Annotated in this window: 17 protein-coding genes; 13 read left to right on the plus strand and 4 right to left on the minus strand. The window is 55.8% G+C overall.

The window, feature by feature from the left end:
- The first annotated feature begins 207 nt into the window (after positions 1-207).
- Together QVZ43_RS10185 and QVZ43_RS10190 are read left to right on the plus strand one after the other, a co-directional pair.
- A complete protein-coding gene (locus QVZ43_RS10185; protein ID WP_302909847.1) occupies positions 208-840 on the plus strand; it encodes a DUF4377 domain-containing protein in 633 nt (210 codons plus the stop codon).
- A gap of 134 nt (positions 841-974) precedes the next feature.
- On the plus strand, positions 975-3,167 hold the full coding sequence (locus tag QVZ43_RS10190) for an OsmC domain/YcaO domain-containing protein (protein WP_302909848.1): 2,193 nt from the start codon (positions 975-977) through the stop codon (positions 3,165-3,167).
- Between the two features lie 87 nt (positions 3,168-3,254).
- Here the strand turns inward: QVZ43_RS10190 and QVZ43_RS10195 are convergent, their stop codons facing one another.
- Together QVZ43_RS10195 and QVZ43_RS10200 are read right to left on the minus strand one after the other, a co-directional pair.
- Positions 3,255-3,914, minus strand: coding sequence for a transglutaminase-like cysteine peptidase (locus tag QVZ43_RS10195; RefSeq protein ID WP_302909849.1), 660 nt, complete (start codon positions 3,912-3,914; stop codon positions 3,255-3,257).
- An 8-nt stretch (positions 3,915-3,922) separates the two neighbouring features.
- A complete protein-coding gene (locus tag QVZ43_RS10200; RefSeq protein WP_302909850.1) occupies positions 3,923-4,585 on the minus strand; it encodes a type II secretion system protein N in 663 nt (220 codons plus the stop codon).
- 166 nt (positions 4,586-4,751) lie between these two features.
- On the opposite strand from QVZ43_RS10200, the gene gspE reads away from it, so the two are divergent.
- Genes gspE through gorA form a run of 11 tightly spaced genes read left to right on the plus strand, consistent with a single transcriptional unit; the run spans position 4,752 to position 14,641 of the window.
- Positions 4,752-6,260, plus strand: a complete 1,509-nt coding sequence (gene gspE / locus QVZ43_RS10205) for a type II secretion system ATPase GspE (protein WP_223793671.1) — start codon at positions 4,752-4,754, stop codon at positions 6,258-6,260.
- Between the two features lie 3 nt (positions 6,261-6,263).
- A complete protein-coding gene (gspF, locus tag QVZ43_RS10210) occupies positions 6,264-7,475 on the plus strand; it encodes a type II secretion system inner membrane protein GspF (protein WP_302909851.1) in 1,212 nt (403 codons plus the stop codon).
- A 50-nt stretch (positions 7,476-7,525) separates the two neighbouring features.
- Positions 7,526-7,996 (plus strand): type II secretion system major pseudopilin GspG, encoded by a 471-nt coding sequence (gspG, locus tag QVZ43_RS10215; protein ID WP_302909852.1) that lies wholly within the window; start codon positions 7,526-7,528, stop codon positions 7,994-7,996.
- 6 nt (positions 7,997-8,002) lie between these two features.
- Positions 8,003-8,530 (plus strand): type II secretion system minor pseudopilin GspH, encoded by a 528-nt coding sequence (gspH, locus tag QVZ43_RS10220; protein ID WP_223793669.1) that lies wholly within the window; start codon positions 8,003-8,005, stop codon positions 8,528-8,530.
- Complete coding sequence (gene gspI / locus QVZ43_RS10225; RefSeq protein WP_302909853.1) at positions 8,527-8,901, plus strand: type II secretion system minor pseudopilin GspI; 375 nt, start codon at positions 8,527-8,529, stop codon at positions 8,899-8,901. The genes gspH and gspI overlap by 4 nt, the downstream gene beginning before the upstream one ends.
- Entirely contained in the window at positions 8,901-9,674 is a 774-nt protein-coding gene (gene gspJ, locus QVZ43_RS10230; protein WP_223793667.1) for a type II secretion system minor pseudopilin GspJ, read from the plus strand. The genes gspI and gspJ overlap by 1 nt, the downstream gene beginning before the upstream one ends.
- Positions 9,674-10,690 (plus strand): type II secretion system minor pseudopilin GspK, encoded by a 1,017-nt coding sequence (gspK, locus tag QVZ43_RS10235; RefSeq protein WP_302909854.1) that lies wholly within the window; start codon positions 9,674-9,676, stop codon positions 10,688-10,690. The genes gspJ and gspK overlap by 1 nt, the downstream gene beginning before the upstream one ends.
- Before the next feature lie 2 nt (positions 10,691-10,692).
- Entirely contained in the window at positions 10,693-11,997 is a 1,305-nt protein-coding gene (gspL, locus tag QVZ43_RS10240; RefSeq protein ID WP_302909855.1) for a type II secretion system protein GspL, read from the plus strand.
- A 3-nt stretch (positions 11,998-12,000) separates the two neighbouring features.
- Complete coding sequence (gspM, locus tag QVZ43_RS10245; RefSeq protein WP_223793664.1) at positions 12,001-12,528, plus strand: type II secretion system protein GspM; 528 nt, start codon at positions 12,001-12,003, stop codon at positions 12,526-12,528.
- A gap of 49 nt (positions 12,529-12,577) precedes the next feature.
- Complete coding sequence (locus QVZ43_RS10250; protein WP_223793663.1) at positions 12,578-13,246, plus strand: GNAT family N-acetyltransferase; 669 nt, start codon at positions 12,578-12,580, stop codon at positions 13,244-13,246.
- 33 nt (positions 13,247-13,279) lie between these two features.
- Positions 13,280-14,641 carry a glutathione-disulfide reductase gene (gene gorA, locus QVZ43_RS10255; protein ID WP_302909856.1) on the plus strand — a complete coding sequence of 454 codons (1,362 nt, stop codon included), beginning with the start codon at positions 13,280-13,282 and terminating at the stop codon, positions 14,639-14,641.
- Positions 14,642-14,676: 35 nt separating this feature from the next.
- Here the strand turns inward: gorA and QVZ43_RS10260 are convergent, their stop codons facing one another.
- The gene (locus tag QVZ43_RS10260; RefSeq protein ID WP_302909857.1) at positions 14,677-16,623 is read right to left on the minus strand and encodes a HAMP domain-containing hybrid sensor histidine kinase/response regulator; all 1,947 of its coding nucleotides are present in this window, start codon (positions 16,621-16,623) and stop codon (positions 14,677-14,679) included.
- Positions 16,613-17,449: an ABC transporter substrate-binding protein gene (locus QVZ43_RS10265; protein ID WP_302909858.1), complete on the minus strand. Its 837-nt coding sequence runs from the start codon at positions 17,447-17,449 to the stop codon at positions 16,613-16,615. The genes QVZ43_RS10260 and QVZ43_RS10265 overlap by 11 nt, the downstream gene beginning before the upstream one ends.
- Between the last annotated feature and the right edge of the window lie 117 nt (positions 17,450-17,566).

Here is a 17,566-nt window from a genome sequence, read left to right on the forward strand (position 1 = left end):
TGTTCTATCTACGAGCGACTTTATAAAAAGATCCCTTCGCAAATAATTCGCGATGAGGGGGCGCTCCAACTAGGATTTTCTAGATCGCGTCAGCAATGTAACAGGAAGAAGACAATGCATAAACGTGCTGCTTTTGTTTTGCTAGCGGTGTTGTTCGCGGGATGCTCGACAATGGGAGAGGATGCTGAAACAGGAGTCGATGAAGCGATGACTGCCGACCTCAATGAAAACGAAGTGGTGTACTGGGTGAATAGTATGAAGAAGGAGTGCGTGGGTGTTGGCCCCATGCAGTGCCTTCAGATTCAGAAAGGAGAAGACCTGGAGCCCGGTGGCTGGTCGTTGTTTTACGACAATATTGCCGGCTTTGAGTACGAGTCCGGTTACATTTACCGCCTCATTGTTCGTGAGGACGAAATACCGCCTGAGCAGCGCCCGGCAGATACCTCGTCCATCCGCTACACACTAGTGAGCGTCCTCGACAAAGAACCAGACACCAAGCTGAGGCTCAATGACCTTTGGGTCCTGGAGCGCGTCGGCGGCGAAACGCTGGTGCTGGAAAACGAACGGATGCGTCCCCGCATGGAATTAAACCTGCGCGACATGGCCGTTATGGGGTTCGATGGCTGCAACAATTATCGAGGAGCCATTCAGCGGGTTGACGCTTCAGAACTGGTATTCGGACCTCTTGCGAGCACCAGGAAAGCCTGTATCGATATGCGCATTCCGGCGCAGTTCGGCGCTAATCTGGACCTTGTTCGCAGCTACACCATTAAAGGCACGCAGCTGTCTTTGAACGATGGCGAGGGTCGTGAGCTCCTTGGCTTCCAGAAAACCGATTAGTCAGGGCGGGGCGACGCTCCTGTACGGCGGGGTTTCGTAGTGGCCTTCACGGAAGACGAACCTGCGTAAAAAATGGATAATGGCCGCCCTGTTTTTCAAACCCCGCCAAATTCTCCAAACCGGGTGCCCTCGCCATGGAAATCAAAGTTAACTTTCTCGACAATCTCAGACTTGAAGCCAAGTTTGACGACTTCACCGTCATTACGGATCAGCCCATTCGCTACAAGGGCGACGGCTCAGCTCCCAGTCCCTTTGATTACTTCCTGGCATCGTCGGCTCTGTGTGCCGCCTACTTCGTGCGGGTGTATTGCCTCGCTCGGGACATCCCGACGGAAAATATCCGCCTGTCCCAGAACAACATCGTTGATCCGGAAAATCGCTATAACCAGATTTTCCGGATCCAGGTGGAGTTGCCAGAGGATATTTCCGAGAAGGATCGGCAGGGAATTCTTCGCTCAATAGATCGCTGCACCGTCAAAAAGGTTGTTCAGACCGGGCCTGATTTCCAGATTGACGTGGTTGAGAGCCTGGATGAAGACGCCCAGGCACTGCTGATGGTTGAGCCAGACGGTGAACACCGCACGTTTATCGAGGGTAAGGACCTGCCGCTGGAGCAGACCATTGCCAACATGACGAAGATTCTCGAAGACCTGGGGATGAAAATCGAGATTGCGTCCTGGCGGAATATTGTTCCCCACGTCTGGTCCCTGCACATCCGGGACGCGGCTTCGCCAATGTGTTTTACCAACGGCAAGGGCGCCACCAAGGAAAGCGCCTTGTGCTCCGCGCTCGGGGAATTCATCGAGCGCCTGAACTGCAACTTCTTTTACAACGACCAGTATTTCGGGGAAGAGATTGCCAATGCTCCGTTTGTTCATTACCCCGACGAACGCTGGTTCCAGCCGGGCCCCGATGACGAACTGCCGGAGGGGATATTGGACGACTACTGTCTGCCGATTTACAACCCGGATGGTGAGTTGGGCGGGTCAAACCTGATCGACACCAATTCAGGCAATACCGAGCGCGGGATCTGTGCGCTTCCGTTCACGCGACGCTCTGACGGTGAGACGGTGTATTTCCCCTCCAACTTGATAGAGAACCTGTTTCTCAGCAACGGCATGAGCGCGGGCAACACGGTGTACGAAGCTCAGGTTCAGTGTCTGTCCGAGATTTTTGAACGCGCCGTGAAGCGTCAGATTATTGAAGAGGAAATCGCACTGCCGGACGTGCCACAGGAGGTGCTGGATAAATACCCCGATCTGGTGGAAGGTATTCGCGCACTGGAGGCCCAAGGATTCCCCGTCTTGGTGAAGGATGCGTCGCTGGGTGGCCAGTTCCCGGTTGCCTGCGTAACGCTTATGAATCCGCGTACGGGCGGTGTGTTTGCCTCGTTCGGGGCGCACCCCAGCATGGCGGTTGCCCTCGAGAGAAGCCTGACTGAATTGCTTCAGGGGCGAAGCTTCGAGGGCCTCAACGATGTTCCGCCGCCCACGTTCAACAGCCTGGCGATTTCGGAACCCAATAACTTCGTGGAGCACTTTATTGATTCCACCGGCGTGGTGTCGTGGCGGTTTTTCAGTGCGAAATCCGACTATGAATTCAGCGAGTGGGATTTCTCCGGGACCAATGAAGAAGAAGCGGAAACCTTGTTCTCTATTCTGAGTGAGCAGGGTAAGGAAGCGTACGTTGCAGTTTACGAAGAGCTGGGGGCGCCCGCCTGCCGGATACTGGTTCCGGGGTATTCCGAAGTTTACCCGGTTGAAGACCTGGTTTGGGACAACACCAACAAGGCACTGGATTACCGGGCTGACATTCTCAATCTGCATTCTCTGGCGGACGATCAGCTGCAAGGGCTGCTCGATCGTCTGGAGGAAAGCCAGATTGACGACTACACCGATATCATCACCCTGATTGGCATTGAGTTTGACGAGAACACCGTGTGGGGGCAGCTGACGGTTCTTGAGCTGAAACTGTTGATTAATCTGGCGCTGAAACAGCATGAGGAAGCACTGGAACGGGTAGAAGCGTTCCTGCAATTCAACGACAACACCGTCGAGCGAGGCCTGTTCTACCAGGCCATGAATGCGATTCTCGAAATCGTCCTCGATGAGGATTTGAAGCTGGAGGATTACGAAGCCAATCTGCGTCGAATGTTTGGTGATGAGAAGCTTGACGCCGCTATTGGCTCTGTGACCGGCGATGTCCGCTTTTACGGGCTGACACCAACCAACCTGCGCCTGGAAGGGCTGGAAAAACACCTCCGGCTGGTTGAGAGCTATAAAAAACTGCACACGGCTCGTGCCAGGCTGGCGGGTGTGAGCCTCTAGGGGCAGAGCTGGCTGGGAGTTGAATGAGGTGGCGGGGCAGGTGTGTGGTCAATAGGAAGGCGGCAAACCTGCTCCAATTCCGAGTCGTCAGAGATTCAGCGATTCCGTCAGCCGCTCATTCAGCGCCTGCCACCGCTTGAGTTTTTCCGGCTCACCAATTCGTTCGTCACCGCCTGACTTGGTGAGCCAGAGACCATTGCCGTTAAAGCTGTAAACGGGTTCCAGATCAGACCGTTGTGACGCAGGTTTGATGTCGTTTATCAGGTTGTCGAGAATCAGCGGATCGCTGTCCGGCTGTTCGTACCAGGCTAGCACCATGTGGGCCTGGTTCAGCTCAAGTGCCTTAACGTAGACGATTCTGAGCTGGTCATCCGGTACCCCCAGGGTTTTGAGGGTCAGGTATTTTGCGATTGAAAAGTCCTCACAATCCCCGCCGTTTGTGGCCAGCAACTCGATAGGCGTGGCCCAGTAGTCTTCCTCGCCCCAGTGGTGAATGTCACTGACAAATTTCACCCGGTTAAAAAAAGTATTCACCAGCTTTAGCTGTCGCTTAACCGGTGCATTCTGGGCGAGGGTGTTCAATCGCTGCCAGTTCTCCAGGCGCTCTGCTGCCTCGTCACCAAATTCTTCCTGTACGTAATTGACTAAACGGGTAGTGATTTCGATGGCACTGGCCAGTGCTGCGAACAGCATAAGCACGGGCAACAGTCTGGCACGGCGGGGCGCTTGCAACGCGGCCGTGCTCATCTCTGGCCTCAGTTACTGTTGTTCCGCAGCCGTTCCCGTAACTGCTCCAGACGGCGCCGGATTTCTTCACGCCGTTGCTGGTCGTTCTGGTTATTGCTCGGCTGTGACGTGGATTGTGTGGGAGGTGGTTGCGAGTTTTGGGTGGATGAGCGAGAGGGCGGCGCACTGTTGTTTGACGCGACAGACAGGCCGGAACGGTTATCGTCTTCAGGGAAAAAGAGGTTTTCGAGTTTTCCAGAACGCTCGATGATTACCCGGTTCGGGTGGACGGAACGCAGGCTGGCGTTCCCGGGCAGCTCATCGCCAACCAGATAGGCGTCCGTATTGCCTTTTGAGTCTTCAATCAGAGCGCTTCCCGGGAACTCGCCATCGGCGGCCAGGACACCACGAAGAAACAGGCGAAGGTTTGTTTTGGGCAGGTTTTCGGTGTCGGCCGCTTTGATTTCACCGTCTTTGGTGGCCGTTCCGAATAGCTCCAGTGAGGCCAGGTTGACTTCCGGTGGTTCACGACGCTCCTGAGACGAGTTCATGCTGTCTTGCCCGGATGGATCGACTATCTCCTGCTGGGTTGATTGCCAGAAACTATATCCTTGCCAGGCGGTCACACCAAGCATGGCGCCACCCGCTAAAATGGCTAACAGGAGCGGGAGTCGTTCGTTTTGTACGGGCATTGATTATCCTGATTTTAATGCGGTGAGCCTGTAAAAGGCTCACAGGTTATCAAACTGCAAACCATAAATCGCAGTATAGTGTATAGAGTTGTTCAGCGGTTCCCATTCCTGTGGTAGCCTTTCTGAATTCTTTGAATCCCATAAGAATTTTATACCGGGAAAGACCTTGACTACAGAAACCGACACCCAGCAGCAGGAGGCTCCTCTCGGCCGTCTTCCTTTCACCTTTGCCAAACGCAACGGTGTCATTCTTACCCGCTCAGAGGAAGGTGAGGCAGTTATACTCGTGCGTCCCGGCGCATCTCATTCTGCGCTGGCCGAGGCCAATCGGGTAAGTGGTGGTCGGGCAAAATTCTCAACGATCGATCCAGATCACTTTGATCACGCCCTCAATGCGGCGTACCAGAACGATTCCGCGGAAGCCATGCAAATGGTGGAGGGTATCGGTGATGATATGGATCTGGCGTCCCTCGCCGAGTCGGTGCCTGAAACCGAGGATCTGCTTGAGCAGGAAGACGATGCCCCTATTATCCGCCTGATCAATGCCATCCTGACCGAGGCGGTGAAATCCAGCGCGTCGGACGTTCACATCGAGACCTACGAAAAGCGCCTGGTCGTTCGTTTCCGGGTTGATGGCGTGCTTCGCGAGGTGGTTCAGCCAAAGCGCGCACTCGCTCCATTGCTGGTCTCGCGCATCAAGGTTATGGCGAAACTCGATATTGCCGAAAAGCGGGTTCCCCAGGACGGGCGTATCGCCTTGCGTGTCGCTGGCCGGGAGGTGGATATCCGGGTATCCACCATGCCCTCATCAAATGGCGAGCGGGTAGTGCTACGTTTGCTGGATAAGCAGGCGGGTGCGATTCGCCTCGAGTCGCTGGGTATGACCGGCGACGATCTGAAAGTCCTGCGTAAACTGATCAAACGACCTTACGGCATCTTGCTGGTCACCGGTCCCACGGGTTCCGGGAAATCCACCACACTGTATGCGTCGCTTCAGGAAATTAATGACCGCACCCGCAACATCCTGACGGTCGAGGATCCCATCGAGTACGACCTGCCGGGTATTGGTCAGACCCAGGTTAACGCCAAGGTGGACATGACCTTCGCCAGAGGACTTCGGGCCATTCTGCGGCAAGATCCGGATGTGGTGATGATCGGTGAGATCCGTGACCTGGAGACCGGTGAAATTGCCGTGCAAGCCAGTCTGACGGGACACCTGGTACTGTCGACCCTGCACACAAACTCCGCCGTTGGCGCGATCACGCGGTTGATGGACATGGGCATTGAACCCTTCCTGATTTCCTCCTCTCTGGTAGGCATCGTCGCCCAGCGCCTGGTTCGGGTACTTTGCAAGGAATGTCGGGAACCCTACACGCCGACCCGTGAGCATTGCGAGTTTTTGCAATTGGATCCGGAGCTTCCCCCGACCATTTACAAATCCAAGGGCTGCGAGCATTGCAATGATCTCGGGTACCGGGGGCGTATTGGTATCTACGAACTGGTAGAAGTGACCGAAGAGATTCGGGCACTCATCCATAGGCGGGCTGGGGAGCTTGAGCTTGAACACGAAGCCCGCCGGCGCGGGCCCAGCATTCACGCCGATGGCGTGAGAAAGATTCTGGATGGTGTGACCACCGTGGAAGAGGTTTTGCGCGTTACCCACCGGAGCCAATAAGCCATGCCCGCATACGAATACAAGGCCCTGGATTCCCGAGGAAAACAAAAGCAGGGTGTGCTGGAAGGTGATGCAGCAAGGGCTGTTCGCCAGCAACTTCGTGAAAAAGGACTCACCCCGCTATCGGTAGAGCCTGCAGCCCAAAAGCAGGCCCGCTCGAACCCTCTCAGTAGCCGGGGTAGTTTGGCAGCGGCTGATCTTGCCCTCGTTACCCGTCAACTGGCAACGCTGATTCAGTCTGGCATCCCTATTGAACAGGCACTGTCGGCTGCGGCTCAGCAATCCACCAAACCGCGCATTCGCAGTATGCTCATTGCCATACGGGCAAAGGTTATGGAGGGCTATAGCCTGGCGGACAGCCTGGGGGAGTTTCCCCGCGCCTTTCCGCGCCTTTACCGCTCTACGGTTGCGGCAGGTGAGCACGCCGGGCACCTGGACCTGGTGTTGAACCGGTTGGCGGATTACACAGAAGGACGCCAGGAAGCCCGGCAGAAAATTCAGCTGGCAGCTATTTACCCCATCATTCTGAGCATCGTGGCGATCGCCATCGTCGTGTTCCTTCTGACATACGTTGTGCCGGACATCATTGACGTATTTCTCAAGCAGGGACAGGAGTTGCCGGCGCTGACGATGGCCATGCTTTCGGTGTCTGAGTTTCTGGCTGACTACGGCATCTACCTTTTGATTTTGCTGATCATTGCCTTCATCGCCTTTCGGGTGGCGCTTCGAAAACCCGCTTTCCGGGAACGTTTTCATAAGAGCCTGCTCCATATGCCTTTGTTCTCGGGCATGGTGAGGGGCGTGAATACGGCCCGGTACGCCAGTACCCTCAGCATTCTGACAACGAGCGGGGTCCCCCTGGTTGAGGCCATGCGCATTGCCGGCGAGGTGCTTTCCAACGATTTCCTCCGGGGGGAACTCCGCTCAGCGGCAAAATCGGTCAGCGAGGGCGGCTCACTGCATCGATCACTGGATCAGACCGGGTATTTCCCGCCCATGATGCTACACATGATTGCCAGCGGAGAGGCCAGCGGAGAGCTCGATGATATGCTGGAGCGGACCGCCAGGATGCAGGAGAACACACTTCAGTCCAAAATAGCGGCCATTGTTGGCCTCTTCGAGCCGCTGATGCTTCTGGTTATGGGCGTGGTGGTTTTGATCATCGTACTGGCCATCATGCTGCCAATACTTAATATGAGTAATCTGGTGGGTTAGGCCTTGCGGAGGCTGACTCAACAGACAGAAAGAGAAAGGACCGTAAACCAATGACGAGTAAAACAGTGATGACCGGAAAAGCAACTGCACGATCAGCCCGACAGCAGGGCTTTACGCTTATTGAAATCATGGTGGTCATGGTCATTCTTGGTCTTCTGGTGGCCATCGTCGCCCCGAACATCATGGGCCGTAGTGACCAGGCCAAAGTAACGGTTGCTGAAACGCAGCTCAGCAATATTGCCAATGCACTGGATCTTTACCGGCTGGATAACAGCCAATACCCCTCCACCCAGCAGGGCCTCGAAGCACTGGTCACCAAACCTAGTGGCAGCCCCGAACCCAAAAACTGGAATCCTGACGGTTACCTGAAGAGCGTGCCGGAAGACCCCTGGGGTGCCGAGTACCAGTACGTGAGCCCGGGCACTGAAGGCCCATACGACCTTTACTCCTACGGTGCAGACGGCCAGGAAGGCGGTGAGGGCGATGCCGCCGACATCACCGTGTGGGAAACCAAGGAATAATCGATTGTGCCGCCGGGGAAACGTCATTACGGCTTCACGTTAATAGAGATACTGGTTGTCCTGGTTGTTGTCGGGCTTCTGGCCTCTCTGGCCGTAATGACACTTGGCGGTGGCTCTCAGCAGAGGGAACTTGAGGGGGAAGTTCGGGAACTGTACCTGTTGATGCAGACGGCGTCCGAACAGGCGATCCTGAATAACGCGGAACTTGGTCTTCAAATCGAGTCAGAGGGATACCAGTTTTTCCTGTATGACGACGAAAAAGATGAATGGACGCCTTCAGATGAACGCCTATTCCGGGCTCGCACCTTTCCCGACTGGATGGTCGTAACCCGGTTCAGCGAAAACGAGGCCTCATCCCTATCTTCCGATAATGACACGATCCAGCCAGATTTGATGTTTTTCTCAAGCGGCGAGTCGACCCCGTTCGAGCTGGAATTTAACATTGGCAGGGATTCGGATTACGTGCACGTACTTGCCTCAGATGGATTCTCCGACGTTGAATGGCGCAAACCGGGCGATGAGGACGAACTGTGAAGCGAGAGGCCGGTTTCACGCTTATCGAAGTTCTCGTGGCCCTGCTGGTATTTGCCCTGATTGCGACCGCAGCCGCCGACGTAGGCAGCCAATACATCAGTAGTTATGAACGGGTGAGGGATAAAACCCTGGCCGCATGGCTTGCTGACAACCGCATCAATCAGTTGCGCCTCCAGGAAGAGCTTCCCGGCGTTTCTGAAAATTCACAAGATCTGGATTATGGTCCCCATCGCTGGCGAGTCACGACGAAAGTGATCGGCACAGGAAATCCCTACTTTCTCCGCGTCGAGGTTGATGTCGAACTCTACCGCGGGGCCGGCGAAGAGCCGAGGCAGGTACACACTTTGTCTGCATTCCTGGGAGGATACTGATGAGTTCCTCCTTCCGTACCGGCTCGCATCAGCTTGGCTTTACCCTGATGGAAGTTCTGATTGCCGTGACCATCACTTCCGTGATCGGGCTTGGCGTCTGGCAGATTTTGAGTGGCATCATGACATCCAGAGAACGAGTCGACGTGCTCGCTGAAAGTTTTGACGACCTCCAGCGGGCCATGCTGATGCTCGAAAGGGACCTGACGCAGGCAGTGAACCGGCCGGCGAGAGACATCTACGGTGATTTCCAGTTCTCGCTCACGAGCCGTGAAGACGACTTCGCTCTGATTTTGACGCGTCAGGGTTGGCGCATCCCTCCCATTGACACAGGAACAACCCGAAGTACGCTGCAACGGGTCGCCTGGGAGTTCACCGGCGACGAACTCCGGCGCCGCTTCTGGCCGCTTGTAGATCAAGGCTACGAAGATAACAGCACAGAAATCCTGCTCTTGGAAGACGTGCTCGCGTTTGACATCCGCTTCCTCGGAGACGAAAACGCCTGGCAATCCGCCTGGCCACCTGACCAGGTACTCGCGAACCTTAATCCAATGGCACGGCCCGATGTTCCGCTGCCGGCAGGCGTAGAGATTACTCTTGAACACGAAAGATTTGGCAAACTCGTTCGCACCTTTGTGCTGCCCGACTTTGAGCCGGAAGCTGCTCAGGCCATGCTGAACCAGACCAATCAGGCGGCGGAGCAGGCGGATGAAGAAACGCCGGAGCCAGAGGAAGGTGCTCCTGAGGGCACGGAGCAGCCAGGTGGAGCCGGGTAATGAGCGTACCGTTGTTTCGCCAGAAAGGTATTGCGTTGATCATGGTGCTGCTTGCCATGGCGCTTGTCGTGATGCTTGCGACCGGAATGACAAAACAGCAGACGATTCGGGTTTTCAAAGCCGGGCACTTTTTGTCACAACAGCAAGGAACCAGCATCGCCCTCGGTGCTGAGGCCTATGCTCGGGTTCAGTTATTTACTGACCATGAGAACGATCAGGAAGACAGCAGTCTGGTCGACACCCCGTTTGAGGATTGGGCGGGGAACTCGGCCATCCTTCCCCTCGATGACGGGCTGGGGGTTGTCCAGGCGCAGATTGACGATTTGGGTGGGCGCATCAACCTGAATGATCTGGTAAACGAGAATGGGGAAGTTGACCTTCTCACGCAACAGCGATTGGAGCGTCTGCTCATTGCACTGGATATAGATTCGATTGAAGTGGCGAAGTTAATCGACTGGATAGACAGCAACGACCAGCCCGTAATTCTTGAAGGCGGGTATGGGGCAGAGGATGGACAGTATCTATCACAGGAGCCCGGATATCGGACAGGAAATCAACCCTTTGCCAACGTCTCAGAACTCCTGTTGATCGAGGGTGTGGAGCCTGAGGATGTTGCTGCTCTCAGGGAACATGTTACCGCGCTGCCGGTAACCGGATTGGGAATCAACGTTAATTTTGCGTCTCCGGAAGTGTTGCAGTCACTCCATGAAGACCTGACCCCAGGTCATATAGCAGATATAGAAGAGGCGCTGGAAGAAAGCCAAGGTTTTGACGACCTTCAGGAATTTCTTGCCCTGAATCCGTTTGCGGGCCTCGGTCTCAACCGACAAGGTCTCTCAGTTCGCACTCATTTTTTTGAGGTTGCCGCGCGGATTACATACGATAACCGTATTGTTTATTTGCACAGTACCATTTATAGAAATGGCGAAGGGGAGATGCAGACGGTTTCCCGTGACTTCGGCAGGAAGATCAAGGATGACGATTTCAAAGATCCCGTGAATTTTTCAGAAGGATAACCATGTCTTATCGCCTTTATGTGCGGCCCGTCGCTCCCCTGGCGGACCTGAGACAGAACCCTGAGGCCCAGCTGTTCAGTTGGGCATTGCTGGATGCCAGTGGCGACACTCAGGCTCGGGGAACCGCTGATACCCGCGAAACCATTGAGCACACACTTGCCCAGAATGCCCTCGACAATGTTCTGCTGGTGGGCCTGCTTCCCGGTGAGGAAGCCTTGTTCTGCGTAGCGGATATTCCCGCCAAGCAAAGCCGCTTCATCCATCAGGCTCTCCCGTTTGCAGTCGAAGAGCAGATTGCGCAGGACATCGACTCGGTGCACCTGGCGCTCGGCAGGCGGAGCGAGGCCGGGTATCGCGTCGCCGCGATTGATGAAGAACGGATGGATCAGTGGGTGGCGCTGTTCACCGGGTGGGATCATTCAAGGCTGGACGCCATTTATCCCGATGCCTCTTTGCTCCCTGTGACGGAGGGTGGCTGGTCTATTTGTCTGGATGGCGAAACCGCGCTTCTGATGAATGAGCGGGAAGAGTGGTTCAGCATGCAGTCGGCCAACCTGGCCATTTTCGCCAAAACACTGGCTCTCCCGCCCACGGAAGACGTGGTCGCCGAAGTGCCGGTGGCGCTCTATGGAAGTGAAGATGACTTCAGTTTCCAGCAAGCGGTGATAGGCGAACTCAAAGCAGAAGGCCGCATTGCGGTCCGTCAGGAAACCCTCGAAGTAACGCCGCTCGAACTGCTGGCGCACAGTCTCCACCATCACCTCTCGCACCCCATCAATCTGTGCCAGGGCAGCTTCAGCCCATCGTCCGGAAAATCCAGTGCCTTCAAGCCCTGGAAGCCTTTGATTGCGGTTGCTGCCGTTTGGTTTGGTATACAGGTGGCCATGGAAGTAGGCATGGGTATCTATCATGAGCAGGAAGCGGACAAACTCAAAGAACAGGCGATGGGCATCTACCGCGAGGCTTTCCCCGGGGATCGGCGAACCCATTCAGGTAACGTTCGCCGAGTTATAGCTGGCCAGTTAAGAACCGCCGGCGCCGAGGGGCCAGAGCTCGATTTCATCACGCTGATGAAATACACCGGCCAGGAATACTCCGAATTGCCGGGCACCAATTCCGTTCAATTCAATTCGGTGAACTTCAGTCGGTCCCGAGGCGAACTGATCGTCGACGTCAGGGCGGACAGCTATGACCGGCTGAGCGCACTGCGAAATGGCCTGTCCAACCAGGGCCTGGAAGCGCAGATTGGATCTGTTGTGAACGAATCCGATGGCGCTCGCGGTCGGCTCACGGTTTCGGGAGGTTAACCCATGTTTAAAAAACTGAAAGAACAGCCGGCCGTAGGCAAGCTCATTGCCCAGTATGATCAGCTGCCTCGCCGGGACCAGCAGGCACTGACGGTTATGGCGATCGCCATTCTGCTGGGGTTGTTGTATTTCATGGTCTGGCGTCCGGTGTCTGACTTCCACGATCGGGCGGTCGCCGATCACGAGAATTCCGCCGACCTTCTCGCCTGGATGGAGGCCAACGAAGCCACCATTATGCGTCTTGGAGGAGCTGACGGCGACACCGGGGAAGCAGCGGTCGCCGTTGCCGATGGTCGCGCCTTGATGGCGCTCGTTACAAGGTCCGCCCGGGAGGCCGGACTGTCGTTGCAGCGCTTTGAACCCAGTGGCCAGAACGCCATTCGGGTCTGGCTTGAAGATGCCGCGTTTGCGGAAGTGGCAGCCTGGCTTGAGCGCCTGAACAGTGGCCATGGCGTTATAGTGGATCAGGCAGCCATGGACCGGTCCCGGGAACCAGGGCGGGTATCGGTTCGACTGACGTTAACCATCTGATGCTGATCGATTGAAGGGGCATCGCTGTAGCCGAGAAAAGGATAATCCAATGCGCAAGAACAGAGCAGACACTCCCACAACAGAGCCTGCCGTTGTTCGGCTGGATGTGACCGCCTCCAACGAGGCTCGCTCCATTCTCTTTCACGCCTATCGGGATGAGCCCACGTTTCAGTACCTTTTCAATCATCGACGCCCCGGATACGAACAGCGGGTGAGGGCGACCATTCGCGAACTGATCGACCTCTACTTCAGCCTTGATCAGGAAGCCGTTGGTGTGATGGTCGACGATGTTCTGGTGGCGGTGGCTTTTATCGGCGATCCCGAACTTCGCATGAACCTGACTGATCAGTTAAGCTGGCGCATTCGCATGGTACTGACCGCCGGTTTTAAGGCCACTCGCCGTTATCTGGATTACCATGAAAAAATTCGGGAAATGCTGCCACAACCCCTCGCTCACCAACTTCCCCTGATGGGAGTCAATCCCAAGTACCAGAACCGTGGCTACGGCCGGCTCCTGCTTAAAGCGGTCGAAAAGCTCTGCGCCGAGAACCCTCGTGGCAGTGGATTGGTTCTCGATACGGGGAATAGCCGGTATCTGCCATTCTATGAATCGGAAGGCTTCCGGAGTCTGGGCAAGATACAGCTGGGGAGTTTCGAGGATCACGTCCTGTTTCGGGAAGTGCATCCGGTCGTGAAGGATGCGACGGCCCAGCAATAACTTTGACTAACAGCAACCAGTACGGGAGAAGTCGTGTCTGACAATCAGCAGTTTGACCTCATTGTTATCGGAGCCGGATCCGGAGGCGTTCGGCTTGCGCGCATGTCCGCTCAGCGTGGCGCGCGAGTGGCCGTTGTCGAGTCCCGGTACCTCGGTGGCACGTGCGTCAATGTGGGATGTGTACCCAAAAAGCTGTTCGTCTACGGTTCCCACGTCCACGACGAGATGGAGGATGCCGCCGGTTATGGTTGGCGCATCCCCATGGAGAATGTTGAGTTTGACTGGCCAACGCTCGTCGCCAACAAGAATACCGAGATCGATCGGCTGAACGGCATTTACGGGCGGATGCTCACGAATGCGGGCGTGTCCATTATTGAGGGGACGGCCCGACTGACAAGTGCAAATACCGTTGTTGTTGGTGACCAGACCTATACAGCGAAATACATTACGATCGCAACCGGGAGCTGGCCGGTGATTCCGGAGATTCCGGGAAAAGACTGCATCCTTACGTCCAACGACATGTTCTATCTGCCCCAGCTGCCGAAACACGCGGTCGTTTGGGGCGGTGGCTACATTGCGGTAGAGTTCGCCGGCATCCTTGCCGGGCTGGGGGTGGAAACGACGCTGATTTATCGCGGTGAACTTTTCCTGCGTGGATTCGACGACGATATTCGCCGGTTCGTACACCAGGAAATGTCCAAGAAGGGCATTAACCTGCGGTTTGGTGTCACGATCGACTCGGTTGAGACTTCGGGCACCCACTACCGGGTGAACCTCAGTGACGGTAACAGTCTGGAAACCGGTCTGGTCATGGCCGCCACGGGCCGCAGGGCGTTAACGGAAGGCCTGGGTCTTGCCGAGCTGGGTGTTCAGTTTGATGACGCTGGCAACATTGCCGTCAATGATCATTTTGAAACTTCGGTTCCGGGCGTTACCGCCCTTGGGGATGTGATTGGAACGCCCCAGCTAACGCCTGTTGCGCTGGGCCAGGGCATGGTGCTATCCCGCCGCCTGTTTGGTGACGGTCAGGGGGAAATGGACTATTTCGCCATTCCAACGGCCGTGTTCTGCCACCCCAACATCGGCACGGTGGGCCTGACCGAGGCCGAGGCAAAAGACGCTGGACATACTCTGCGCATTTTCCGCTCCGAATTTCGGCCCATGCGGCACACCTTGAGCGGACGGGATGAGCGCTGCCTGATGAAGCTGGTTGTCGATGCTGACACGGACCGCGTGCTGGGAGCGCACATGGTAGGACCGGATGCCGGGGAGATCATCCAGGGTATGGCGGTGGCCATCAAAGCGGGCGCAACGAAAGCGCAGTTCGACGCAACCCTGGGCATTCATCCCACCTCGGCGGAAGAGTTTGTCACAATGCGTGAACCGGTCGCCTGACGGCCGCTGAGCGAAACGCGAGTCGCCAGTGGTTCTTAGGCTTCGAGCTCGAACCACTGGCTGAGAACTTTTTCCAGTCGTTCACGCTTTACCGGCTTGGCCAGGTAATCGTTCATTCCGCTCTTCAGACAGTTTTCCCGGGTTTCTGGCAGCACATCCGCCGTCAAGGCGACGATAGGAACACCGTGTTGCCCCACGTCTTTCTCCCAGCTTCGTATTTGCCGGGTCGTTTCGTAACCGTCCATCACCGGCATATGGCAATCCATCAGAATGACGTCGTAGCCAGTGTGATTCCGCCGAATCTTTTCCAGGGCTTCATTGCCGTTGTTCGCGGCGTCGGCTTCGAACCCTAGACGCCTCAGCATAGCGGAAGCCACTTTCTGGTTTACCGGGTTATCCTCGACGACCAGAGCATGAATAAGTTGCCCGTTCGGGGTTGTTGTAGGCCGCACGGGTTGTGGCTTTACAGGTGATGCCAGTTCAAATGGCAGCTCGAAACGGAACGATGAACCCTCGCCGATATTCGTATCGACCTGTATGTGCCCTCCCATCAACTCAACCAGTCGTTGGGTAATCGACAGACCGAGCCCGGTACCGGCGTGTTTGCGGGTATTGCCGTAATCCAGTTGCTGGAAGGAGTTGAAAATATTCGTCAGCTGATCACTGGGTATGCCAGTTCCTGAATCCGTCACCGAACAACTGAAGATCATGTTGCCGGGTTCCTGAACGAAACAGTTTGCCTGAATATTGATGAAGCCATCAGCGGTAAATTTGATGGCATTATCCACCAGCCCTGCCAGAGCTTGTCGCAATCGTGGCGCATCGCCCATGACCATGGCATGAGGTGGCCAGTCACCGTTGAAACTCAGATTCAGCGTGAGCCCCTGCTGCTCGGCGACGAAACGAAAAGTTGAGACGCAATTGCTGATCAGCTTTGGCAGGTCAAACGCCTGGTGATCAAGTTTGATGCTCCCGCCATCAATCTTTGAGTAATCCAGAATATCGCCAATGACTGTGAGCAAGTCTTCGGTGGATTGCCGTGCCGTCGACAGGTAGTCCTGCTGCCGGGCCGTCAGAGATTCATCCTGTATAAGCTCAATCATTCCCAGTACCCCATTAAGGGGGGTACGCAGTTCGTGGCTCATGGTTGCCAGGAATTCAGACTTTGCCTGATTGGCGCTATCTGCTCGATCCCGGGCCGCTTCAGCCGCCGTCAGGTTCTGTTCGTGCAGGCGTCGTAAATCCCCGAGCTGGGCGGCCAGTTCATTGATGTGCTCTTCAATCTGCACCACTTCCCGCGAATTTGGAGCCCGCTTTACAGGCTGCTCGGAGTAGTCGCCCTGAATCAAGCGGGCAACCCGGTCCGACAGCTGGCGAATGGGCGAAAGAATGGTACTCAAATAGTGATGGGCAATGAGCAAGGTAAACAGAAGGACGGCTAGACCGACGGCGATTGATGTCCAGAGAATGTCCTGGCGACGGTGATCGAATACCGCTGTATCTACGCCAACCTCGATCGTTCCCACGCGAAGGGCACCAGCGCCAAAGCCGTACTCAGGCGCAAACCAGACCTGAGTATCGTCGGAATTCAGCTCCAGGGGTTGCTGGAGAATTTCGGCCTCGTAAACCAGGTACTGATCCGAATCGAAAGGCGAATTCAGAGTGCCATTGGAGGCAAAGCCGAGTTGCTCACCCACAACGTCGGTCACACGAATCCAGGTCGCCGAGCTGTGACGCAGGGATTCACTGAGGACGCTTTGCAGTGCTTCATTATTTCCCGCCACCACCGCGTATTCCAGGGCCGGGGAGAGGCTGTCTGCCAGTAACTGGCCGTTGGTGGACAGCTCCCGGCGAGCATCGTCAATTCGCGCCGTCGTGAAAAACACAATCAGGACAAAAAACATCACCGTTGCCGGCAGAGCTCCAAGAATCAGAAGCTTGCGTACCAAAGGTGCCGGCATCGATCTGGTCTTACTGCTCACTCTGTCGTCCTCCCTCGCCATTCAGGGCGTCATTCACGGACTGACGAATGTACTCATTTTCAGGAACCGGAATATTGAGTGACCGTGCGACCTGGTTGTTGACTTCGACCGCAAAGGTTTCCGGGTATGCCGGAGCCGGGAAAGCTCCTGTTTCAAAAAATGTCTGCAAAAACTGGGCCCCAAGATCCGCCATGGTCGGGAAGGGGGCATAGCTGGACGCCAGCGCACCCGCTCTCACATAAGCCTGACTGGGCCCAATGACAATTCGATTGCGGCGGTAGGCGGTCAGCAGGATGTGCTTTATGGTGCGCGGGTTATAAATATCTTCGTCGGGAGTGGCCAGGAGGAAATCACCATAACTGAGCGCACGCACCAGTGCGGGGATCAACTCCTCTTCGCTGGATACAATAAAGAACCTGGCTTTCATGCCATAGTCCATCAGTTGATCAGCAACGGGCTCATAAAGCGCGACCGATTCGGGTGTTGCCAGCAGGGATACGGTGTTGGCATGGGGCAAAATCGCTTTTCCGGTCAACGCCTGTCGAAGTAACGGGACATCAAAATACACGCCGGAGACCTGGCCGAACGACTTGAAGTCATCAAGAAAATCTTTTTCGACCAGCAACGCCAGAATGGCCGCATTACGGTTATCCTGCCAAACCCTGGTGAATGCGGAGGGGCCAACAGCAATAACCGGCGCATTGTTCAGGGAGGAAATACTGGAATCGGTAACGGGATGAAGTACCACAGACTCGCCGAGCCGGGCCCGCAGAAGCTCCTGAACGTGTTGATCGAGAGCCGGGTTGCCCGAGCCGATAAAGTGCACAACCCGCGATGACTCAGTTTGAGCAAGCGTGGAATGGGCCGGTAGCAGGACACTGAGTAGGAAAAGCAACCAGACAAGACAAGCAGAACGGTCACGCTGTCCGCCTGCCTGGGGATG

The organism is Marinobacter suaedae, from assembly GCF_030519635.1.
In the GTDB taxonomy this organism is placed as follows: Bacteria; Pseudomonadota; Gammaproteobacteria; order Pseudomonadales; family Oleiphilaceae; genus Marinobacter; species Marinobacter suaedae.

Coding starts and splice junctions, on each gene's coding strand:
- QVZ43_RS10185 (WP_302909847.1), top strand. CDS start 208: ATGACTGCCGACCTCAATGAAAACGAAGTGGTGTACTGGGTGAATAGT.
- QVZ43_RS10190 (WP_302909848.1), top strand. CDS start 975: ATGGAAATCAAAGTTAACTTTCTCGACAATCTCAGACTTGAAGCCAAG.
- QVZ43_RS10195 (WP_302909849.1), bottom strand. CDS start 3,914: ATGAGCACGGCCGCGTTGCAAGCGCCCCGCCGTGCCAGACTGTTGCCC.
- QVZ43_RS10200 (WP_302909850.1), bottom strand. CDS start 4,585: ATGCCCGTACAAAACGAACGACTCCCGCTCCTGTTAGCCATTTTAGCG.
- gspF (WP_302909851.1), top strand. CDS start 6,264: ATGCCCGCATACGAATACAAGGCCCTGGATTCCCGAGGAAAACAAAAG.
- gspG (WP_302909852.1), top strand. CDS start 7,526: ATGACGAGTAAAACAGTGATGACCGGAAAAGCAACTGCACGATCAGCC.
- gspJ (WP_223793667.1), top strand. CDS start 8,901: ATGAGTTCCTCCTTCCGTACCGGCTCGCATCAGCTTGGCTTTACCCTG.
- gspK (WP_302909854.1), top strand. CDS start 9,674: ATGAGCGTACCGTTGTTTCGCCAGAAAGGTATTGCGTTGATCATGGTG.
- gspL (WP_302909855.1), top strand. CDS start 10,693: ATGTCTTATCGCCTTTATGTGCGGCCCGTCGCTCCCCTGGCGGACCTG.
- gspM (WP_223793664.1), top strand. CDS start 12,001: ATGTTTAAAAAACTGAAAGAACAGCCGGCCGTAGGCAAGCTCATTGCC.
- QVZ43_RS10250 (WP_223793663.1), top strand. CDS start 12,578: ATGCGCAAGAACAGAGCAGACACTCCCACAACAGAGCCTGCCGTTGTT.